The organism is Streptomyces sp. NPDC127100, assembly GCF_042724095.1.
GTDB lineage: Bacteria > Actinomycetota > Actinomycetes > Streptomycetales > Streptomycetaceae > Streptomyces.
In genome coordinates this window covers 1-21,057 of record NZ_JBHXFL010000030.1, presented here as the reverse complement: position 1 = coordinate 21,057, position 21,057 = coordinate 1, and the positions used below count along the sequence as shown (strand labels likewise).

The window sequence follows — 21,057 nt, the reverse complement described above, 5'->3', positions numbered from 1 at the left end:
TTTTCCCGGGGCGTTGCGTTTTTGTCCACCCGGTTTTGGGGGGGGGGGGGGGGGCGCCCAGCCGGGGCCGGGGGGGGCGGCGGGGGGCCCCCCCCGGGGGGGGGGGGGGCGGAGACGCCGAGCGCGGGGGTGGAGGGGCGGTCAGCCCACCTTCTCGATCAGCGCCCGGCGGACGAGGAACTTGCCCGGCTCCCGGACCTGTTCGAACGCCGCGTCGTTGAGCAGCACGCAGCTTCCCGAGACCGAGTCGACCTGAACGGTCGTCGACCTGCCGTTGTCCAGGTTGGTCACCCGGAGCCGGGTGCCCGCCGGGAACTGGTTGCTGGACGCGGCCGGGGCGCCGCCCTCGCCGGAGAGGGTGACGGTGGAGCCGTTGCACACCTGCTCACCGGCCTGCGCGGCGCCGCCCGCCTCCCCGGCCTGCTGCCCGCCCGTTTCCTGACCGGTGTCCTGGCCGGCGCCCTGTCCTGTGTCCTGTCCTGTGTCCTGGCCGGTCTCCTGCCCGTTCCCCGGCGGCCGCGCGGTCGGGGAGTCCTGAGCCGACTCCCCGACCGCGCACCCGGACGCCTCCTGCTTGCGCTCGATCTCCTCGACGACCGCCTCCCGGTTGGCGATCCGGGCCTCCGACTGCGCGTCGGGGGCGGCCCGCTGGCCCTCGATGAACCGCAGGTTGTTGCCGAGCGCGGTGGCCAGGCCCTGGCACACGGTGGAGTCCTGCGCGGACCTGGTCTGCGCGGTCTGGGTGGTCTGCGCCGCGTTCGAGGCGTTCGCCGTCACGAAGGCCCCGCCGCCCGCCACCGACGCGGCGCCCACCAGCAGCGCGATCTTCTTCTTCGTACCGAGACTTCTCCTGCGCGACATGCGCGCCTCCTGAAGAGGTAGGGGAGCGTACGCCGCTATGTACGAGATACCGAACGGGGTGACTCAGCGGTCACGGGGATCGGCGGACGTAACCTGCGTCACGGCCGTCGCCGGGACGGACCTCAGCGGGACAGGGCGTCGCGGACCGCCTCCTCGGAGCGGCCCACGACGGCCGTACCGTCGTCCGCCGTGATGATCGGGCGCTGGATCAGCTTCGGGTGCGCGGCGAGCGCGGCGACCCAGCGGTCGCGTGACGCGTCGTCACAGGGCCAGTCCCGCAGACCAAGTTCCTTCGCGTCGGCCTCGCCGGTGCGGGTGATGTCCCACGGTTCGAGGCCGAGGCGGGTGAGAACCGCGCGGATCTCGTCCTCGCTGGGCACGTCCTCCAGGTAACGGCGGACGGTGTAGTCGGCGCCCTCCGCGTCGAGCAGGGTGATGGCGCTGCGGCACTTGGAACAGGCGGGGTTGATCCAGATCTCCATGCCGCACACGGTAGCCCGAGGGGCGCGAAACCCGTTCTCCCCGCACGCCTCAGCACCCCCGAAAGCCCTTGTGGCCAGGGGCTTTTGTCAGTGGAAGGGGGTAAAATAGAAGCAGTGTTCGAGGGTGTCGCCGGGGTGGCCGGACGGCACCCCGACCGCGACAGGAGGATGCCCGTGCCCGCTGCCGCACTGAAGCAGAAGCCGTTGCCCACCCAGTCGACCGCCAAGCGCCCCGTCCTGCTCGACCTGCCGTACGCACCCGTGGAGAAGAGCCCGCTGCCGGCGGGCCGCCCCCGCGAGTGGTACGTCACGCACAACCGCCGGCTCAAGGCGATGCGCCTCGCCATCGCCCTGCTCGACTCCGGCGTCCACCTGCCCCGGCAGGCCCGCAACGAGACGATACGCAGCACCGCGGAGACGATCGGCGTGCACCCGCCGTCGGACACCACGTGCCACATGGTGCGGGCACTGATGCGGTACTCGCGGTGACGCGGGCGCCGGGTGCCGGCCGCTGCCGTCCGGTACCCGGCGTCGCGGGTGCGCCCCCGGTGCCCCCTACGCCGACAGCTCCCGCTCCAGAGGGGTCCGGAAACGCGGTGTGATCCGGGTCGCGCCCACCCAGCCCCGCAGCCGCTCGGCCTCCGCCGCGATCGCCGCCCCGGCGTCGCGTCCGAGCCCCTCGGCGCCCGGCACCCGCCAGACGATCTCCCCGTCGGCCCGCTGGGCCCAGCCGCCGACCACGCGGCCGTCCCACCACACCGTCGGGCCGACGTTGCCGCTGCCGTCGAACAGCATCGGCCGCAGCCCGGGCTCCAGGTACCAGTCCCGGTGCCGCCAGCCCATCGCCGTCGGATCCAGCGCGGGCAGCAGCGCGGCCCAGGGCCCGGCGGGCGCCGCCACCGGACCGGCGTCCCCCGCGGCCACGTACCCCGTGCCCTCGTCCAGCGTCACCTCCTCCGCGCCGATCGCCGCCAGCGCCCGGCGCACCTCCGTCACCCGCCACCCCGTCCACCACTTCAGGTCCTCCTCGGTGGCCGGCCCGCATGCCCCCAGCCACCGGCGCAGCAGCTCCGCCTGCGCCTCCGCGGTGTCCAGCCCGGGATGTTCGGGCGCCGGCGCCCAGCGGAACTGGCTGGACGTCCACGACCCCAGCGGCCGGCCCCGCACGACCTTGCCCTCCACGCCCAGCACCTTCAGCAGCCGGGTGGAGACCGTGTGCACGCCTTCGTAGTTCTTCCCGGCCGCGTACACGAAGCGTTCCTTCAGCCGCGGTTCGTCCCGGGACAGCTCGGCCGCCGTCGCCTGTCCGCGCCGGGCCAGCGCCGCCAGCAACGACTCCTCGACCTCCGCCAGCCAGGCCGCGTCCGGTGCCCCGGCGGCCGCCATGTGCTTGAGCAGCGCGGCCCGCTCCCGGGCGGCCACCGCGAGACCGGTCGAGGCGTGCACGACCGCCGTCAGCCCGGCCGGGAGGACGAACACGGTGTGCCGCATGCCGTGCATCCGGACCAGCGTCCCGTCCTCGTAGAGCGCGCGCTCCGTCTCGGCCACCGTCTTCGCCGGGTCCGCCAGCCGTGCCCCTACGGCCAGGTACACCGTCGAGGGATCCGTGCCGTGCAGCGCCACCAGCGAACCGGCGACCTCCTCGGGGCTCCCCGCCCGGGCCCCGCCCGCCAGCCGCTGCCGCAGCGCGAGCCGCGCCCGCCGCTCGGCCCCTGCGATGTACCGCCGTCCGTCACCCATCCCGGCCTCCGCCCGCCCGTCGCCTCCCGGAACGGCCATCCTGCCCGACCCCACTGACAGCCGGCCCGGGCCGTGCCGTTCACAGCCCGGGAGCGCCCCACACCGGGAACCACCGGCCCAGGTCCTCCTCGAGAGGCAGCTCGCCGGCGAGCACCGCGCGGATCCGCAGCTCCAGCGCGTTGTCCCGCTGCTGCCGGTCACCGGGCAGGGGCGCGAAGGGGTAGAAGGTGCCCCTCTTGTAGAGGTAGACGAGCGCGAGCCGCCGCCCGTCGTCGTCGCGGAAACCGGCCAGGGAGCACAGCAGCTGCGGCCCGAAGCCGTTGACCTCCATCGAGCTGTTCACCGCGTGCAGGTCGTTCACGAGCGCCGGCAGCTCGTCGGGGGAGCGGTGCGAGACGAGCCAGGAGTAGCCGTAGGCGTCGTGGCGCAGCTCCACCGGCGTCCGGCCGGCGTCCGCGTCCAGCAGGGCCCGGACCTCGCGGTGCGTCTGCTCGAAGGCGGCGCCCTCGACCGTCGCGAAGCACACCGCGCCCCGCCCGGTCGGCGTGAAGCCGGCCGCCGGCCGAAGGGTCAGTGCCGCCGAGGGGAGCGCGAAGAGCCGGTCCAGGTCGGGCGTGACGGGCTTGGAGCGGCCGAGCAGGATGTCCAGCAGGCCCATGGTCCTCAGGCCTTTCCGGGCGTCGCCGCCTCACCCAGTTCGGCGGAGATCCGGCCCAGCTGCTCGAGCCGCTGCTCCAGGCTGGGATGCGTGCCGAAGAGCCGTGCGAGGCCGGGCTCGGCGCCGAAGGCGGGCGTGAAGTAGAAGGCGTTGAAGGCCTGGGCCGTGCGCAGGTCCTTGGTCGGGATGCGGGCGATGTCGCCGGTCACCTTGGTGAGCGCCGCGGCCAGCGCCGAGGGACGGCCGGTGAGCAGGGCGGCGGCCCGGTCGGCGGCCAGCTCCCGGTACCGGGACAGGGCCCGGATCAGCAGGAAGCTGAGCGCGTACACGGCCGCGGAGACGCCCATCACGGCCGCGAACACGACCAGGGTGTTCTGGTCCCGCCGTCCGGCGCCGAACAGCTGCGAGTAGAAGGCGAACCGCACGATCAGCCCCGCGATCACGCCCAGGAACGACGCGATCGTGATCACGGCGACGTCCTTGTGCGCCACGTGCGACAGCTCGTGCGCGAGCACGCCCTCCAGCTCGGCCGGCTCCAGCCGGCGCAGCAGCCCGGTGGTCACGCAGACCACCGCGTTGTCCGGGTTCCGCCCGGTCGCGAACGCGTTCGGCATGTCCATCGCGGACACGGCGACCACGGGCTTCGGCATGCCGGCCATCGCCGACAGCCGGTCGACCACCGCGTGCAGCTCCGGGTACTCGTCCCGCTCCACGATCCGGCCGCGCATCGCGAACAGCGCGATGCGGTCGGAGAACCAGTACTGCGCCCCGAACATCAGGGCCACGATCACCACGACCAGGACCCAGGACTTCAGCAGCACGATCAGCGCGGCGAAGAAACCGACGTACAGCAGGCCCAGCAGGAACAGCGTGGTGCCCATGCGCACGGTCAGTCGCCGGTCGCTCCGGAAGCGGCTCTGCATCTGGATCACCCCGCAGTCGCGCACTCGTCCCGCAAATCCAGTGTGCACCCGGCGCACCCCGTGAACGGGTCGCGGCCGCCACCGGAGGCGGCAAAGAAGAGGCCCTAGTAGTGGGGCGAGCGGAAGTTGATGTAGCCGAGCAGGACGATCACGCCGGCCACGCAGCCGAGCACCACGGCGGTGGACACCCACGACGAGCGGCGGCCGGATCCCACGTGGTCGGGAGCGGCACGGAAGGGGACCGGCCCGGGCGGGTTCTCCTTCCAGCGCGCGGCGAGCATCCTGGCGCGCGCGGAGGGTTCCTTGTGCTCGGCACCGTCCGCCCACCTGAGGTCGAACTCGCGTTCCTCGTCGTCCCGATCGGACATGCCCTCTCCCCGTCCCCTGACCCGGCCATCGTGTCAGGGCCATGATCCCCAAACCCGGTGCCCCGGGGAAGCTTTTCGGCCAACGACGGAGCCCCCGCCCCCTGACGAGCAGGGGGCGGGGGCTCCGCACGGTCCGGGGCACGGCCCGGGTGCCGGTCACACGTCGAAGTACATCTCGAACTCGTGCGGGTGCGGACGCAGCTGCAGCGGGGCGATCTCGTTCGCGCGCTTGAAGTCGATCCACGTCTCGATCAGGTCCGGCGTGAATACGTCGCCCTGGAGGAGGAACTCGTGGTCGGCCTCGAGGCGGTCGAGGACGGCGCCGAGGGAGGTCGGGACCTGCGCGACGTTGGCGTGCTCCTCGGGAGCCAGCTCGTAGAGGTCCTTGTCGATCGGCTCGGCCGGCTCGATCTTGTTCTTGATGCCGTCCAGGCCCGCGAGGAGCAGCGCCGAGAAGGCCAGGTACGGGTTGCCGGAGGCGTCCGGGGCGCGGAACTCGACGCGCTTGGCCTTCGGGTTCGAGCCCGTGATCGGGATGCGCATCGCGGCGGAGCGGTTGCGCTGCGAGTAGACCAGGTTCACCGGCGCCTCGAAGCCCGGCACCAGGCGGTGGTAGGAGTTCACCGTCGGGTTGGTGAAGGCCAGCAGCGACGGGGCGTGCTTGAGGATGCCGCCGATGTAGTAGCGGGCGGTGTCCGACAGGCCGGCGTAGCCCTGCTCGTCGTAGAACAGCGGCTCGCCGTTGGTCCACAGCGACTGGTGGACGTGCATGCCCGAGCCGTTGTCACCGAAGATCGGCTTCGGCATGAAGGTCGCCGTCTTGCCGTTCTTCCAGGCCACGTTCTTCACGATGTACTTGAAGAGCTGGAGGTCGTCCGCGGCGGCGAGCAGCGTGTTGAACTTGTAGTTGATCTCCGCCTGGCCGGCGGTGCCCACCTCGTGGTGCTGGCGCTCGACCTTCAGGCCGGACCGCTCCAGCTCCAGGGAGATCTCGGCGCGCAGGTCGGCGAAGTGGTCGACCGGCGGGACCGGGAAGTAGCCGCCCTTGTAGCGGACCTTGTAACCGCGGTTGTCCTCGAGGGCACCGGTGTTCCAGGCGCCGGCCTCGGAGTCGATGTGGTAGAAGGACTCGTTCGCGCTGGTGGCGAAGCGGACGGAGTCGAAGACGTAGAACTCGGCCTCGGGACCGAAGAACGCCGTGTCGGCGATGCCGGTGGAGGCGAGGTAGGCCTCGGCCTTCTTCGCCACGTTCCGCGGGTCGCGGGAGTACTGCTCGCCCGTGATCGGGTCGTGGATGAAGAAGTTGATGTTGAGCGTCTTGTCCCGGCGGAACGGGTCGATGCGCGCGGTGGACAGGTCGGGGCGCAGGGACATGTCCGACTCGTGGATGGCCTGGAAGCCGCGGATCGAGGACCCGTCGAAGGCCTGCTCGTCGTCGGGGTCGAACGCCTCGGCGGGCAACGTGAAGTGCTGCATGACGCCCGGCAGGTCGCAGAACCGGACGTCGACGAACTTGACGTCCTCGTCCGCGATGAACTTCTTGGCCTCGTCGGCGTTCTGGAACATCCAGCTCCTCCTACTCCCGACCGTCCCGCCGGGGTGGTAGATCGTTCGTGCGGCCAGTGCGGGTGGCACACGCTGCATCGACCCTAAGGACGGGTGATTTCTCGGGCGTGACCCGTTTGTTTCGCAGAAGTTAACCGGTTCCCTCCCAGCCTAGGCCTCAACCGTGTACGGCACACCCCGCTGCGCACCCCACCGTTCCCCGGGCATATCGGGGCCCAGTACCGTGGACGGGTGGACAACAGGCAAGCAATCGGATCGTGGCTCTCCGGGCCGCGCGCGGCCATCGAAGGGGCCGGCGCCGATCTCGGATACCGGGGTGAGCAGCTCGGGCTGCCGGAGGAGGGGCCGGGCTCCATCGCCCGTCCGGGCCGCAGGCTGGGCGCCCTCGCCGTGGACTGGGCCCTGTGCTCCCTGATCGCATACGGCCTGATCACGGGCAGCTACGGCCAGACGGCGAGCAACTGGGCCCTGCTGATCTTCTTCGTGCTCAGCGTCCTGACCGTCGGCACGGTCGGCTTCACCCCGGGCAAGCGCCTCTTCGGCCTGCGTGTGGTGGAGCTGGGCACGGGCCGCGTCAGCCCGGGGCGCGCGCTGCTGCGGTCGGCCCTGCTGTGCGTCGCGGTCCCCGCGCTGATCTGGGACCGGGACGGCCGCGGGCTGCACGACCGGCTGGCCCGCACCGTGGAGGTCCGGATCTAGCGTCCGCCGGCCGCCGGCGCGGCACGGTGACGACGATGGGGCGCCCGGAGTGATCCGGGCGCCCCATCGTCGCGGGTGCGTCGTGGTGCCACGAGCGGGCACCGCCGGCTCAGCGCCGGGGGTTGCCGCCCTTCGGCATGCGCATGCCCTTGGGCATCGGGCCCTTGGGCAGGGGCATGTTGCTCATCAGGTCGCCCAGGGCGCGCAGCCGGTCGTTGGTCGCGGTGACCTGCGGGCCGGTCAGGACGCGCGGGAGCTTGAGCATGGTCGTGCGCAGCTTCTTCAGCTCGACCTGGCCCTCGCCGGTGCCCACGATCAGGTCGTGGACCGGCACGTCGGCGACGATCCGGTTCATCTTCTTCTTCTCGGCCGCGAGCAGGGACTTCACCCGGTTCGGGTTGCCCTCGGCGACCAGCACGATGCCGGCCTTGCCGACCGCTCGGTGCACCACGTCCTGGCTGCGGTTCATCGCCACCGCGGGGGTCGTGGTCCAGCCCCGGCCGATGTTGTCCAGCACCGCCGCGGCGGCGCCCGGCTGGCCCTCCATCTGCCCGAAGGCCGCCCGCTCGGCCCGGCGCCCGAAGACGATCGCCGTCGCGAGGAAGGCGAGCAGCAGGCCCAGGATGCCGAGATAGATGGGGTGACCGACCAGGAAACCGATCGCGAGGAGGACACCGAAGACGACGATGCCGACACCCGCGAGCACAAGACCGATCTTCTTGTCGGCCTTGCGGGTCATCTTGTAGGTCAGAGCGATCTGCTTCAGTCGCCCGGGGTTCGCAGCGTCCGCTGCAGGTTCCTTCCTCGCCATGACGTGAAGTCTACGTGGCCCGGAAGGCGCCGACGACGGCAGTGCCCGGCACCGCCGTACGGGGGAGGTCAGAGGTGGCCGGCGACGACCTGCTGCTGCAGGACCCGCTCGGTCTCGATGCGGTCCTTGGCCCGGCGGCGGTCCTCCAGCACGGAGGTCCAGGCGTTGCGCCGGGCGGTGCGCTGGCCGCGGCTCATCAGCAGCGACTCGACGGCCCGCAGGGCGTCGGTGAACGAAGGGATGGCGGTGGCGCGAACGGGCGCGGCCTGCATGGCGGAGGTCTCCCTCGGTGCGGATCCGGGTACGGAAGTACGTCCTGTGATTCCAGGGTCACTGATTGGTGTTACCAGGGCGTGACCCGCCGGTCAAACGCACATGAAGTGGTGGTGACGGGGCCCGGAACGGCGCCGCGGCCCCGACCGGTGTCCTCATCTGCGAGGACGGTCGGGGCCGCGGTACATCGGCCGATACCGCCGAGTAGGGGCTTGTGCGTGAATTCACACGCGGCGCGCCCCCGCCGGGCGGGCGAGGGCTGACGGCGCGTCAGACGGCCTGGCCGGCGACGACGGTGTCGCGCTTCTCGACCGCCATCCGGTAGAGCCGCCCGGCGCGGTAGGAGGAGCGCACCAGCGGGCCGGACATCACGCCGGAGAAGCCGATCTGCTCGGCCTCCTCCTTGAGCTCCACGAACTCCTGCGGCTTGACCCAGCGCTCCACGGGGTGGTGGCGCACGGACGGACGCAGGTACTGCGTGATGGTGATCAGCTCGCAGCCGGCCTCGTGCAGCTGCTTCAGCGCCTCGCTGACCTCCTCACGGGTCTCGCCCATGCCGAGGATCAGGTTCGACTTGGTGACCAGCCCGTAGTCACGGGCGTCGGTGATCACCTTCAGGGAGCGCTCGTAGCGGAAGCCGGGGCGGATCCGCTTGAAGATGCGCGGCACGGTCTCGACGTTGTGCGCGAAGACCTCCGGGCGCGAGTCGAAGACCTCGCGGAGCAGCTCCGGCACCGCGTTGAAGTCGGGGGCCAGCAGCTCGACCTTGGTGCGGCCGTCCTGGCGCCCGGCGGTCTGCTGGTGGATCTGGCGCACCGTCTCGGCGTACAGCCAGGCACCGCCGTCCGGCAGGTCGTCGCGGGCCACGCCGGTGATGGTGGCGTAGTTCAGGTCCATGGTGACCACGGACTCGCCGACCCGGCGCGGCTCGTCGCGGTCGAGCGCCTCGGGCTTGCCGGTGTCGATCTGGCAGAAGTCGCAGCGCCGGGTGCACTGGTCGCCGCCGATGAGGAAGGTCGCCTCGCGGTCCTCCCAGCACTCGTAGATGTTCGGGCAGCCGGCTTCCTGGCAGACCGTGTGCAGGCCCTCGCTCTTCACGAGGTTCTGCATCTTCGTGTACTCGGGACCCATTTTCGCCCGGGTCTTGATCCACTCGGGCTTGCGCTCGATGGGGGTCTGGCTGTTGCGGACCTCCAGGCGCAGCATCTTGCGTCCGTCGGGTGCGACTGCGGACACGACCGGCTCCCTAGCGTTCGATTCTTCGGCGACCTTCAGGGTACGCCCGTTGATTTGATGCCCGGCGAGGGTGACGGCCTTGCTGGGGACTGCCGGCCCCCAGGCCCCTGCTCGGGCCTGGACGACCTCCTGCGGGAACGCCGGACGGGCCGCGTTTATGCCGCCGGCGCCGGGATCAGGCCGGGGTCTTCTCGATCTCCCTCGGCTTCAGGTCCGCGTTCTCCAGGACGTCGCGCAGGTGGCGCTCCACCACCGGGAGCACGTCCTCGATGGTCACGTCCCGGCCCAGCTCGTTCGCCAGGGAGGCGACGCCCGCGTCGCGGATGCCGCACGGGATGATCCTGTCGAACCAGGTGTTGTCCGGGTTCACGTTGAACGAGAAGCCGTGCATGGTGACGCCCTTCGCGACCCGGATGCCGATCGCGGCGATCTTGCGGTCCTCGCGGCGCTGGCCCGCGTTGGACGGGGCGTACTCCGGCCCGTTGAGGCGGGGGTCGAACTCCTCGTCGGTCAGCCGAGGGTCGAAGTCCAGGGACAGACCGCCGAGGGCCGGGCGCTTCTCCACCGGGTCGCCGAGGACCCAGACCCCGCTGCGGCCCTCGACCCGGGTGGTCTCGACGCCGAACTCCGCGCAGGTGCGGATCAGGGCCTCCTCCAGCCGCCGTACGTGGGCGACGACGTCCACCGGGCGCGGGAGCTTCTGGATCGGGTAGCCGACCAGCTGGCCCGGGCCGTGCCAGGTGATCTTGCCGCCGCGGTCCACGTCGACGACCGGCGTGCCGTCGAGGGGCCGCTCCTCGTCCGCGGTGCGCCGCCCGGCGGTGTAGACCGGCGGGTGCTCGAGGAGCAGCACCGTGTCGGGGACCTCGTCGGCGAACCGCGCGGCATGCACCCGGCGCTGCTCGTCCCACGCCTCCTGGTAGTCGACACGGTCGGCGCCGAACCCCATGCGGACGAACCGGAGCTCACTCACGGCAAGAGCCTCCCTGGAAGGTCGTAAGGCACGAACCGTGCCCACGCCACTGTACGACCGGCCGCCGGACCTCCGTCGGGGGGCCGCTGTCCGTCAGCTCGACACGGAATCCTCACACGATCGGATGAATGCCCCCGAAAGTATGCGATGAGCTGCTTACTCTCCGCTACATTCGCGCCGTTCACGAGGCCATCAGGGCTGCTCACAGGCGCTCCGGGCACGACGAGGGCCCGGAAGGCAGGAGACCGCACCGCACCATGACGGAACGACCCGCGCAGCGCACCCCCAACCGCCAGCTCGCCGCGCTCATCGCCGAGGCGGGGTTCTCCCATGCGGGTCTCGCGCGACGCGTCGACCAGCTCGGACTCGAGCACGGCCTGGACCTGAGATACGACAAGACGTCCGTCACCCGGTGGCTGCGCGGCCAGCAGCCCCGCGGCACCACCCCCGCCCTGATCGCCGAGGTCTTCACCCGGCGTCTCGGCCGCCGCCTCACCGCCCAGGACCTCGGCCTGGACGCCTGCGCCCCCGTCTACGCGGGCCTCGAGTTCGCCGCCGGCCCGGAGGAGGCCGTCGACATCGTCAGCGGGCTGTGGCGCAAGGACTCCGGCAGCCACGCCGAGCTGCGCAAGATCGCCTTCACCCCGGCCGGCCTCGTCGTCCCCAGCCGGGACTGGCTGATCGGCCGCGCCGACGAGAGGGTGGCCCGCACCGAGGTGCCCGTCCGCATCCCCGCGCAGGGCCGTCCGGCGTTCCCCGGCGGCCCGGCGCCGCTCGCCCCCGCCCGCAGGCGGGTGCCGGCCGACCGCGGGCCCGGCCAGAAGGTCACCGGCGGTGACCTCGCCGCGCTGCGCTCGGTGGGCGAGCTGTTCCGGAGCCTGGACGACCGGTACGGCGGCGGACACGCCCGCCAGGCCCTCGTGCGCTACCTGGAGCACGAGCTGGAGCCGATGCTGCGCGGCAGCTACGGCGAGCAGACCGGCCGCCGGCTGTTCGCCGCGGCCGCCGACCTGACCCGGCTCGCGGGCTGGACGTCGTACGACATCGCCGCGCACGGGCTCGCCCAGCGCTACTTCGTGCAGGCCCTGCGGCTCGCCCAGGCGGCCGGGGACCGGGCGTACGGCTCGTACGTGCTGGTCACCATGAGCCGCCAGGCCGTCTACCTCGGCCACGGCCGCGAGGCCGTGCAGCTCGCGCGCGTCGCCCAGCAGGGCGTCGGCACGTCGGCGCCGCCGGTGGTGCAGACGCTGCTGCACGCCGCCGAGGCGCGGGCGCACGGCGTGCTCGGCGAGGTGCGGGCGTGCACGGCCGCCCTGGTGCGGGCCGAGCGCGCCCTGGAGGCCGCCCGGCCCGGGGACGAGGTGCCGCACTGGGCGCGCTTCTTCGACGAGGCCCAGCTCGCCGACGAGCTCGGGCACTGCCACCGCGACCTCCAGCAGTTCCGCGCCGCCGCCCAGCACGCGGAGCGCTCCCTGCAACTGCGCGCCCCCGCCTACGCCCGCAGCCGCCTGTTCTGCCGGGTCGTCCTCGCCACCGCCCGCCTGGGCCTCGGCGAACTCGACCAGGCCTGCCAGCTCGCCGCCGAGGCCGCCGGACAGGCGGCCGAGATGCGGTCGGTGCGGGCGGCGGAGTACGTGCGCGACTTCGAACGGCGCCTGGAGCCGTACCGGGACGCGGCACCGGTGCGCGGCTACCGGGACCGGGTGGCCGCCATGGGGTAGCCGACGCGCTGTCCACGACGCCACGCACGTTCCGGCGCGGGAGCCGCGCCCCGGCGTGCGGGCCGGGGCCCCCGCGCCGGGGACGTGCGTCAGGCCGCCCGCGCCGCCGGCAGCGGCTCCGCCCGGTGCATCGAACCGCCCGCGCCCAGGTCCGTCAGGATCGCCGCCGAGGCCCGCTGGGCCGAGTGCAGCGCCCCCTGGACGGTGCTGGTGTCGCGGTGGTCGCCGCACACGTACAGGCCGGCCAGCAGCCGCACCGGCCGGTGCGGGTCGTGCGGCGGGCGCATGGCCGGCACCGCGTCGGCCGTGTGGTGCACGGCCAGGGTCTCCCAGCGGCCGGTCGGCGTGCCGTACAGGCGGGCCAGGTGGATGCGGACGGCGGCGTCCACGTCGGACGGCACGGGACCGAGGACCGTCGACGAGACCAGGGCGCGGCCGGCCGGCGCGCGCGACGGGTCCACGTGGCTGACCACCGCCGTGTGGGCGACCGGACCGCCGCGGTCCGCGTCGAGCAGCAGGGACGCGCCGGTCGCCGGGGGCTCGTCGGTCGTGTGGTGCACCACCGTCACCGGATGGAAGTCCGGCACCCGCAGGCCCGGCAGCAGCTCGGCGGCGGCCCGGGCGTCGGTCGCCACCAGGACGGCCCGGCACCGGATGACGCCGTGCTCGGCGGTGGTCACGGCGTTGGTGGCGACCGAGGTGACCCGGACGCCGGTGTGCAGGGTGCCCGGCGGCAGCCTCCGTGCCAGCAGCTCCGGCACGGTCTCCGCGCCGCCCTCGGGCAGCACCGGCCGCCCGCTCGCGAAGGCGCGCAGCGCGAGGTCGGCACACCGGCTGGAGGTGGTCAGGTCCGGGTCGTGCAGCAGCGCGGCGAGCAGGGGGCGCAGGAAGCCGTCGATCGTGCGGGCGGGCAGTCCGCGGGCCGCCAGTGCCTGGGCCGCGGGCAGCTCCGGGCGGGCCAGCAGCCGTTCGACCGGCGTGCTCGCGAGGCGGGTCAGCGCGGCGCCGAGCCGGGCCTGGTCGACGGCGGTGCCCAGCGGAGCGCCCGTGCGGGGCCGGGGGGCGGACGCGGGCCTTCCCGGCACCCGGGAGGCGGGAATCACGCGCCGGGGCGCGGAAACCGACCGTGGGGCGCCCGCGAGGGCGCGCACCGTATGGAGTGCGCCCCGTGCGCCCCGGGTGCCGGCCGGGGCACCCGCGCGATGGTGGCGACCCTCGCTGTGCAGCAGCACCCCGGGCGCGAACGGCAGCAGCGCGAGGCCGTCCAGCCCGGGGACGAGGCGCAGTTCGGGATACGCCGTGGAGAGCAGCTGTCCGATCCTGTCGAGACGGAATCCGTCGACCTTCTCGGTCGCCATCCGGCCGCCCACGCCGTGGGCGGCCTCCAGGACCGTGGTCGTCACTCCTGCGCTGGTCAGCCGATGCGCCGCGGCGAGGCCGGCGATCCCGGCCCCCACGACGACGACGTCCGCCTGGTACGCGGGCTCAAGCACGTGCCCCTCCTCGAGGTTGCGCGGCCGCTGGAGACGTGATGCCCCCAACCGGCTTGAGGGATACCCGAGTTCACCCCGAGATTAAGGCCGGGAACGGTCAGGGGGAGTCGCACGGAGGCAGGGCACGGTCGCACGGCGGTCGCATAGGGATGCCGTACGGTCGTCAAACGGTCACAAGGAGGCCGGCCCCTGTCTCACAGCGCCGCCCGGATCGCCCCGTCGATCTCCGGGAACGCGAACCGGAAGCCCGACTCCAGGAGACGGGCCGGGAGCACGCGGGCGCTGCCCAGGACGTCGCCGGACATCTCGCCGAGCACGGCCCGCAGCACCGGCGCGGGCACCGGGAAGGGCGTCGGCCGGTGCAGCACCCGCCCCATCGCCGCGGTGATCTCCCGGTTCGTCGTCGGGTGCGGGGCGGTGACGTTGAAGGGGCCGGAGAGGTCGTCCCGGTCCAGGAGGTGCCGGATCGCCGCCACCTCGTCGTGCAGCGCGACGAACGACCAGTACTGCGAGCCGTCGCCCAGCCGCCCGCCGAGCCCCGCCCTGAACAGCGGGAACAGCCGCGCCCAGGCCCCGCCCTGCCGGGAGACGACCAGCCCGGTCCGGACGAACACCGTCCGCACGCCCGCCTCCCGGGCGGGTGCCGCCGCGTCCTCCCACTCCACGCACAGCGACGGCAGGAAGCCCTCGCCCGCGGGCGCGCTCTCGTCGACGGGCCGGTCGCCGGTCTCCCCGTAGAAGCCGATCGCGCTGCCGTTCACGAAGACCCGCACGGGCCGCCGGAGCGAGGCGACGGCCTCGGCGAGCGCCCTGGTGCCGTTCACCCGGCTGTCGCGCACGCGCGCCTTGTACGCGTCGGTCCAGCGGCGGTCGCCCACCCCCGCCCCGGCCAGGTTGACCACGGCGTCGCACCCCTCGAGCCCCGCCGCGTCCACGCGTCCGGCGACGGCGTCCCACCGGACCTCGTCCGGCCCCTGCGGCGCGCGCCGCACCAGGCGCACCACCTCGTGGCCGTCCGCGGTCAGGGACCGCACCAGTGCGCTGCCGATGAGACCGGAGGCGCCGGCCACCGCGATACGGGAACGTTCCGAGTCGTCCATGGGCCCATCCTGCCCGGAACCGGGGGAAGATCGCCGTCCGGAACGCGCGCCGTACAGTGATCGCCATGCCAGTCGCCCACATACGCCCCGCCCGGTCCGAGGACGAGCAGCCGCTGCGCCTGCTCGACCGCGCGACCTGGTCGTACCAGCACGCCGTCTCGCCCCCGCCGGGGCCGGACGACCCCTTCTTCCGGGAGCACTCGGGCCCCGCGGACCACCTCGTCGCCGAGCTCGACGGCGGCCTCGTCGGCTACGTCCGCCTCGGCTTCCCGACGCCACTGGCCTCCAACACCCACGTCCGCCAGATCCGCGGCCTCGCCGTCGCCGACGCGGCCCGCGGCCACGGCGTCGGCCGGGCCCCTCGTCCGCGGCGCCGTCGCGGAGGCCCGCCGGCTGGGCGCCCGCCGCATCACCCTGCGCGTCCTCGGCCCCAACACCGCGGCCCGCAGGCTCTACGAGTCCGAGGGGTTCACCGTCGAGGGCGTCCAGCCGGGCGAGTTCTTCCTGGACGGCAGTTACGTCGACGACGTGCTCATGGGACGGCCGCTGGTGTAGGTCCCGGGGCCGCCGGGCGGTGCCACCCGGCGGCGCGGCTCGCGTCGCGGGCGGACCGGATCAGCCCGACAGTAGGACCATGCGTGTCTTCCGAGGTCCGCGCGGCCCGCGGGAACGGCGTGCGGACCGCATACCGGCGCCCGTCAGGGTGCTGCTGTGCTGCGTGCCCGGCATCGCCGCCGCCGCGGCGCTGGCGATGTGCGCGGGCGGTGTCGAACGGGCCTCCGACCCGCACGTCCGCGCGGCCACCGTCCCGCGGCACACGGCCCCGCGGCCGCCCGTCGTGCCCCGCTCGGCCTGGCTGGGCGGCGAGGCCCGCACCCAGCCGGCCCCGCGCTACGACGACGAGGTCCGCGCGGTCTTCGTCCACCACACCGACACCCCGAACGACTACGACTGCGCCGACGTGCCGGCCATCCTCCGCGGGGTCTACACGGGCCAGACCGGCGCCCGGGACTGGGACGACATCGGCTACAACTTCGTCGTCGACCGCTGCGGCACCATCTACGAGGGCCGCGCCGGCGGCATCGACCGCCCCGTCACCGGCGCCCACACCCAGGGCTTCAACCACCGCACCACCGGGATCGCCGCCCTCGGCACCTTCACCGCCGGCGTCCCCGTGCCGGACGCTCTGACCGACGCGATCGCCGCCCTCGCCGCCTGGAAACTGGGGCCCACCGACACCGACCCGCGCGGGACGGTCCGCCTGGTCTCCAGCAACGGCCTCAGCCGGTACGCCGCCGGCAGCACCGCCACCCTGCCCGCCGTCGCGGGGCACGGGGAGGGCTACCAGACCAGCTGCCCCGGCGAGGCCCTCACCGCCCGGCTCCCGCACATCAGGGACCTCGCGGCCCGCCTCCAGGGCAGGACCGGCTGACCGGGCGGGGCCGCCTCAGCCCGGCCCGAAGCGCTCCCACAGCCGCGGCAGGCGTTCGGCGACGGCCCGGTCGTCCTCCAGGTCGACCGGGGCGCCCAGCGGCTCCGCAGGCGCGGGCGCGATGCCGAGGTCGGGGGCGACGGTGCCGGTGAGCTGCTCGTAGGCCTCGTCGGCCGCGTAGCCGAGTTCCTCCCCGTCGCCGTCCAGCTCCTCGTCGAAGTCGTCCAGCAGCTCGGCCAGGGAGTCGGGCTCGTGCACCGCGCCCTCGTACACCTCGCGGCCCTGGCCGATCAGCCAGCACCGGAAGTAGTCGAAGGCGTCGTCGCTCGCCCCGCCGAGCAGTATCCACGCGGCGGCCCACAGGTCCCACGTGCAGGCCCGGTTGTAGCGGGCCTCGAAGTGGCGGGCGAAGTCCAGGACGAGGTCCGGGTCCAGTTCGAGGAGCCGCTCCAGGAGCAGGTCGGCCTGGTCCTCGGGGTCACCGTCGGCGCCGCGCCGGGCCGCGTCGATCAGCTCCCAGAACTCCGTCTCGTCCATCACGGGTCCAGCATCGGCCCTGCGGGGGTACGACGCACGCGGAGCGGATCGGATCGTTATGTCCGGGCGGGCGGCGCCTCCGGCCGGCCGTCGTCCCCGTACAGCGCGGAGAGCCGCCGGGCGTCCCGGGCGAAACGTTCACGCAGTTCCGAGGGCGCCAGCACCTCCACCTCCGCTCCGAGCGCCCTGAGCTGGGCGAGGGCGACCTCCTCGGACTCCACCGGCATCGTCACCGTCACCCACCCGTCCGCGTCCGGCCCGCCGGCGGCCTCCAGGGCCTCCCGGGCGGCCGGCGCGTCCACGGCGTACGGCAGCCCCCGCACGCCCTCCGCGGACAGCCGTACCACGACCTCCGCCCGCAGGATCGAGCGCGCGAACTGCGCGGCCCGCTCCGCCCAGAAAGCGGGCAGGTCGAACTCCCCGTCCCGCGTGAACCGCTCCTCGCCCGGATCCACCGCCGTGAACCGGTCGATCCGGTACACCCGGAACGAGCCCCCGTCCGCCACCCGCGCGCACAGGTACCAGACCCCCGCCTTCAGGACGAGCCCGTAGGGCTCCAGCTCCCGGACGACCTCGTCCTCCCCGCGCCGGTAGCGCGCGGTGAGCCGCCGGTCGTCCCACACCGCGTCCGCGACCGCCGGCAGCAGCCCGGGCGTCTCCGGCTCCCGGAACCAGCTCGGCGCGTCCAGGTGGAACCGCTGCGCCGCCGTACGGGAGGCGTCCCGCAGCGAGGGCAGCAGCGCGGCCGACACCTTCAGGCGGGCCGCCGACGCCGCGTCCTCCAGGCCCATCTCGCGCAGCGCCCCGGGGACCCCGGACAGGAACAGCGCCTCGGCCTCGCCGCGCGCCAGCCCCGTGAGCCGCGTCCGGTACCCGCCGACCAGCCGGTACCCCCCGGCCCGGCCCCGCTCGGCGTACACCGGCACGCCCGCGTCCGACAGGGCCTGCGCGTCCCGCGTCACGGTCCGCTCCGACACCTCCAGCTCCCGGGCCAGCTCGGCGGCGGTCATGGCCGGGCGGGACTGGAGCAGCAGCACCATCTTGATGAGGCGGGCAGCACGCATGCGCACATCATGCAGGAGGCCCCCGCCGAAGCGGGGGCCTCCTCGGGTCAGAGCCTCACAGGCCGTAGCGCTCGCGCGCCTCCTTCACGGCCGTCGCCTGGACCTCGCCGCGCTTGGCGAGCTGGGCCAGGGCCGCGACCACGATGGACTCGGCGTCCACGCCGAAGTGGCGGCGGGCCGCCTCACGGGTGTCCGACAGACCGAAGCCGTCGGCACCCAGCGAGGACCAGTCCTGCTCGACCCACTGCGCGATCTGGTCCGGGACCTGGCGCATGTAGTCGGAGACCGCCAGCACCGGGCCCTCGGCACCCTGGAGCGCCTGGCGGACGTACGGGACCCGCTCCTCGCCGCGCAGCAGCGCGGCGTCGGCCTCCAGCGCGTCCCGGCGCAGCTGCGTCCAGGAGGTCGCGGACCACACGTCGGCGGCCACGCCCCACTCCTCGGCGAGCATCCGCTGCGCCGCGAGCGTCCAGTGGATCGCCGTGCCGGAGCCCAGCAGCTGGATGCGCGGCGCGTTGGCGACCGGGGTCAGACCCGCCGACTCCGCCGTGTTGAAGCGGTACAGGCCCTTGACGATGCCCTCGTCCACACCGGCCGCTGACGGCTTGGCCGGCTGCGGCATCGGCTCGTTGTAGACGGTCAGGTAGTAGAAGACGTCCGGGTCCTCGCCGGGGGCCGTCTCGCCGTACATGCGGCGCAGACCGTCCTTGACGATCGTCGCGATCTCGTACGCGAACGCCGGGTCGTACGACAGGGCGGCCGGGTTGGTCGCCGCGATCGCGGGGGAGTGGCCGTCCGCGTGCTGGAGGCCCTCACCGGTCAGCGTGGTCCGGCCGGCGGTGGCACCGACCAGGAATCCGCGGCCGAGCTGGTCGCCGAGCTGCCACATCTGGTCGGCCGTGCGCTGCCAGCCGAACATCGAGTAGAAGATGTAGAACGGGATCATCGCCTCGCCGTGCGTCGCGTACGACGTCGAAGCGGCGATGAAGTCGGCCATGGACCCGGCCTCGGTGATCCCCTCGTTGAGGATCTGGCCGTTCTTGGCCTCCTTGTAGTACATCAGCTGGTCGCGGTCGACCGGCTCGTACGTCTGGCCCTTGGGCGAGTAGATGCCCAGCGACGGGAACAGCGACTCCATGCCGAAGGTGCGCGCCTCGTCGGGGACGATCGGCACCCAGCGCTTGCCGGTCTCCTTGTCGCGGACCAGGTCCTTGACCAGGCGGACGAACGCCATGGTGGTGGCCACGCTCTGCGAGCCGGAGCCCTTGTCGAAGGCGGCGAACGCCTTGTCGGCCGGGGCCGGCAGCGGAGCCAGCGGGTGCACGCGGCGGGCCGGGGCCGGACCGCCGAGGGCGGCACGGCGCTCCTGGAGGTAGCGGACCTCGGGGGAGTCGGCGCCCGGGTGGCCGTAGGGGACCACGCCGTCGACGAAGTCGCTGTCCTTGATCGGCAGGCCGAGCAGGTCGCGCATGTTCTTGAACTCGTCCACCGAGAGCTTCTTCATCTGGTGGTTGGCGTTCTTCGACGCGAAGCCGGTGCCGAGGGTGTGGCCCTTGACCGTCTGGGCCAGGATCACGGTCGGCGCGCCCTTGTGGGCGAGCGCCGCCCGGTACGCGGCGTACACCTTGCGGGACTCGTGACCGCCGCGCGAGTAGTGGAAGCACTCGAGGATCTTGTCGTCGGACAGCAGCTTCGCCATCTCGGCGAGCGCCGGGTCCTTGCCGAAGAAGTCCTCGCGGATGTAGGCGGCGTCACGCGTCTGGTACGTCTGCACCTGCGCGTCCGGTACCTCGCGCAGCCGGCGTACCAGCGCGCCGGTGGTGTCGAGCTGGAACAGCTCGTCCCAGGCGGTGCCCCACAGCGACTTCACGACGTTCCAGCCGGCGCCGCGGAACTGGGCCTCCAGCTCCTGCACGATCTTGAAGTTGGCGCGGACCGGACCGTCGAGGCGCTGCAGGTTGCAGTTGATGACGAAGGTCAGGTTGTCCAGGCCCTCACGGGAGGCGAGGGTGAGCGCGGTGGTGGACTCCGGCTCGTCCATCTCGCCGTCGCCGAGGAACGCCCACACGTGGGAGTTCGTCAGGTCCTTGATGCCGCGACTGGTCAGGTAGCGGTTGAACCGCGCCTGGTAGATCGCGGAGATCGGGCCGAGGCCCATGGAGACGGTGGGGAACTCCCACAGCCAGGGCAGGCGGCGCGGGTGCGGGTAGGACGGCAGACCGTTGCCGCCGGCCTCGCGGCGGAAGTTGTCGAGGTGCTGCTCGGTCAGCCGGCCGTCGAGGAAGGCGCGGGCGTAGATGCCGGGGGAGGCGTGGCCCTGGATGTAGAGCTGGTCGCCGGAGCCGTCCCCCTCCTTGCCCTTGAAGAAGTGGTTGAAGCCGGTCTCGTACAGCCAGGCCGCGGAGGCGAAGGTGGCGATGTGGCCGCCGACGCCGTACTTGCTTCCGCGCGTCACCATCGCCGCCGCGTTCCAGCGGTTCCAGGCGGTGATCCGCTGCTCCAGCTCCTCGTCACCGTCGATCGCGGGCTCGTCGGCGGTCGGGATGGAGTTGACGTAGTCCGTCTCGAGCAGCTTCGGCAGTGCGATGCCGGCGCCCTCGGCGCGTTCCAGTGTGCGGCGCATCAGGTACGCGGCACGGTGCGGCCCGGCCGCCTTGGTGACGGCGTCCAGAGACGCGCGCCACTCGGCGGTCTCCTCGGGGTCGCGGTCCGGGAGCTGGTCGAGCTCGCTCGGCTGGATGGCGTTGGGGTCGGTCATGTCGCCGCCTTCCTCAGTCGAAGGGGGTTCCCTCAAGGTCAAGGGTTCGGGGGTGCCCTAGGTCTTTGGCAGGACAGGGCTGGGGTCTGGGTGCTGTAACACCTGCGGCTTCCGCCGCGCGGCCCGTCGGTGACTGTAACTCCCTGATCGATGATCGATCAAAGGGTTGAGGGGCAAAACCTCTCGATACCGAGAAAGTCGGCACGGGGTGCCTCCGGCGGTGGCACGGGGTGACCTTGTTCGGTGAGTGTTTGTGCAGGTGAGCGCAGTGCAGCTCGGGTGGTCGCGGTGTGTCCGGCGGCTGTCGGCGCGTCGCGGCCGATCGCGCAGTTCCCCGCGCCCCTTTCGGGGGCGCGGGGAAC

At 73.1% G+C, this 21,057-nt stretch carries 20 protein-coding genes and 1 pseudogene; 5 read left to right on the top strand and 16 right to left on the bottom strand.

Translation table 11 applies throughout. The annotated features are described in order from the left end of the window. Nucleotides 1-141 precede the first annotated feature (141 nt). Together ACFWJB_RS24255 and ACFWJB_RS24250 are read right to left on the bottom strand one after the other, a co-directional pair. The gene (locus tag ACFWJB_RS24255; RefSeq protein ID WP_385469874.1) at nt 142-861 is read right to left on the bottom strand and encodes a hypothetical protein; all 720 of its coding nucleotides are present in this window, start codon (nt 859-861) and stop codon (nt 142-144) included. Nucleotides 862-983: 122 nt separating this feature from the next. Beyond that, the gene (locus ACFWJB_RS24250) at nt 984-1,343 is read right to left on the bottom strand and encodes an arsenate reductase family protein (protein ID WP_385469872.1); all 360 of its coding nucleotides are present in this window, start codon (nt 1,341-1,343) and stop codon (nt 984-986) included. A 174-nt stretch (nt 1,344-1,517) separates the two neighbouring features. Between ACFWJB_RS24250 and ACFWJB_RS24245 the strand changes: the two genes are divergently transcribed. Continuing rightward, on the top strand, nt 1,518-1,832 hold the full coding sequence (locus ACFWJB_RS24245; RefSeq protein ID WP_385469878.1) for a hypothetical protein: 315 nt from the start codon (nt 1,518-1,520) through the stop codon (nt 1,830-1,832). A gap of 66 nt (nt 1,833-1,898) precedes the next feature. On the opposite strand, the gene ACFWJB_RS24240 is transcribed toward ACFWJB_RS24245, so the two are convergent. The 5 genes from ACFWJB_RS24240 to glnA all read right to left on the bottom strand — a co-directional run bounded on the left by ACFWJB_RS24240 (nt 1,899) and on the right by glnA (nt 6,598). Then, complete coding sequence (locus ACFWJB_RS24240; protein WP_386924819.1) at nt 1,899-3,083, bottom strand: winged helix DNA-binding domain-containing protein; 1,185 nt, start codon at nt 3,081-3,083, stop codon at nt 1,899-1,901. Nucleotides 3,084-3,162: 79 nt separating this feature from the next. Beyond that, on the bottom strand, nt 3,163-3,741 hold the full coding sequence (locus ACFWJB_RS24235; RefSeq protein WP_385469869.1) for a hypothetical protein: 579 nt from the start codon (nt 3,739-3,741) through the stop codon (nt 3,163-3,165). A gap of 5 nt (nt 3,742-3,746) precedes the next feature. Continuing rightward, a complete protein-coding gene (gene htpX, locus ACFWJB_RS24230) occupies nt 3,747-4,664 on the bottom strand; it encodes a zinc metalloprotease HtpX (RefSeq protein WP_385469867.1) in 918 nt (305 codons plus the stop codon). Between the two features lie 104 nt (nt 4,665-4,768). After that, entirely contained in the window at nt 4,769-5,032 is a 264-nt protein-coding gene (locus tag ACFWJB_RS24225; protein WP_385469865.1) for a hypothetical protein, read from the bottom strand. A gap of 156 nt (nt 5,033-5,188) precedes the next feature. Further along, nucleotides 5,189-6,598, bottom strand: a complete 1,410-nt coding sequence (gene glnA, locus ACFWJB_RS24220) for a type I glutamate--ammonia ligase (protein ID WP_385469863.1) — start codon at nt 6,596-6,598, stop codon at nt 5,189-5,191. 231 nt (nt 6,599-6,829) lie between these two features. Between glnA and ACFWJB_RS24215 the strand changes: the two genes are divergently transcribed. Beyond that, entirely contained in the window at nt 6,830-7,297 is a 468-nt protein-coding gene (locus ACFWJB_RS24215) for an RDD family protein (RefSeq protein ID WP_385469861.1), read from the top strand. Between the two features lie 109 nt (nt 7,298-7,406). Here ACFWJB_RS24215 and ACFWJB_RS24210 read toward each other — a convergent pair whose 3' ends face one another. From ACFWJB_RS24210 to lipB, 4 genes are all read right to left on the bottom strand, one after another. Beyond that, on the bottom strand, nt 7,407-8,108 hold the full coding sequence (locus ACFWJB_RS24210) for a DUF4191 domain-containing protein (RefSeq protein WP_385469859.1): 702 nt from the start codon (nt 8,106-8,108) through the stop codon (nt 7,407-7,409). A gap of 68 nt (nt 8,109-8,176) precedes the next feature. Beyond that, nucleotides 8,177-8,380, bottom strand: coding sequence for a hypothetical protein (locus tag ACFWJB_RS24205; RefSeq protein WP_385469857.1), 204 nt, complete (start codon nt 8,378-8,380; stop codon nt 8,177-8,179). A gap of 271 nt (nt 8,381-8,651) precedes the next feature. Beyond that, entirely contained in the window at nt 8,652-9,617 is a 966-nt protein-coding gene (gene lipA / locus ACFWJB_RS24200) for a lipoyl synthase (protein ID WP_386924815.1), read from the bottom strand. A 175-nt stretch (nt 9,618-9,792) separates the two neighbouring features. Then, entirely contained in the window at nt 9,793-10,590 is a 798-nt protein-coding gene (gene lipB, locus ACFWJB_RS24195) for a lipoyl(octanoyl) transferase LipB (protein WP_385469853.1), read from the bottom strand. A gap of 257 nt (nt 10,591-10,847) precedes the next feature. On the opposite strand from lipB, the gene ACFWJB_RS24190 reads away from it, so the two are divergent. Further along, on the top strand, nt 10,848-12,311 hold the full coding sequence (locus ACFWJB_RS24190) for a regulator (RefSeq protein ID WP_386924812.1): 1,464 nt from the start codon (nt 10,848-10,850) through the stop codon (nt 12,309-12,311). An 89-nt stretch (nt 12,312-12,400) separates the two neighbouring features. On the opposite strand, the gene ACFWJB_RS24185 is transcribed toward ACFWJB_RS24190, so the two are convergent. Together ACFWJB_RS24185 and ACFWJB_RS24180 are read right to left on the bottom strand one after the other, a co-directional pair. Beyond that, nucleotides 12,401-13,804, bottom strand: coding sequence for an NAD(P)/FAD-dependent oxidoreductase (locus ACFWJB_RS24185; RefSeq protein WP_386924810.1), 1,404 nt, complete (start codon nt 13,802-13,804; stop codon nt 12,401-12,403). Between the two features lie 194 nt (nt 13,805-13,998). Continuing rightward, nucleotides 13,999-14,904 carry a TIGR01777 family oxidoreductase gene (locus ACFWJB_RS24180; protein WP_385469847.1) on the bottom strand — a complete coding sequence of 302 codons (906 nt, stop codon included), beginning with the start codon at nt 14,902-14,904 and terminating at the stop codon, nt 13,999-14,001. A gap of 65 nt (nt 14,905-14,969) precedes the next feature. Here ACFWJB_RS24180 and ACFWJB_RS24175 point away from each other — a divergent pair. Beyond that, a pseudogene (locus tag ACFWJB_RS24175) lies at nt 14,970-15,459 on the top strand (GNAT family N-acetyltransferase). A gap of 79 nt (nt 15,460-15,538) precedes the next feature. Then, on the top strand, nt 15,539-16,336 hold the full coding sequence (locus ACFWJB_RS24170) for a peptidoglycan recognition protein (RefSeq protein ID WP_386924808.1): 798 nt from the start codon (nt 15,539-15,541) through the stop codon (nt 16,334-16,336). A 15-nt stretch (nt 16,337-16,351) separates the two neighbouring features. On the opposite strand, the gene ACFWJB_RS24165 is transcribed toward ACFWJB_RS24170, so the two are convergent. From ACFWJB_RS24165 to aceE, 3 genes are read right to left on the bottom strand one after another with little or no spacing between them, the layout of a single operon-like run. Next, on the bottom strand, nt 16,352-16,873 hold the full coding sequence (locus tag ACFWJB_RS24165) for a DUF4240 domain-containing protein (protein ID WP_385469876.1): 522 nt from the start codon (nt 16,871-16,873) through the stop codon (nt 16,352-16,354). 56 nt (nt 16,874-16,929) lie between these two features. Further along, nucleotides 16,930-17,937 carry a helix-turn-helix transcriptional regulator gene (locus ACFWJB_RS24160; RefSeq protein WP_386924806.1) on the bottom strand — a complete coding sequence of 336 codons (1,008 nt, stop codon included), beginning with the start codon at nt 17,935-17,937 and terminating at the stop codon, nt 16,930-16,932. A gap of 55 nt (nt 17,938-17,992) precedes the next feature. Next, nucleotides 17,993-20,695: a pyruvate dehydrogenase (acetyl-transferring), homodimeric type gene (gene aceE / locus ACFWJB_RS24155; RefSeq protein WP_385469839.1), complete on the bottom strand. Its 2,703-nt coding sequence runs from the start codon at nt 20,693-20,695 to the stop codon at nt 17,993-17,995. Between the last annotated feature and the right edge of the window lie 362 nt (nt 20,696-21,057).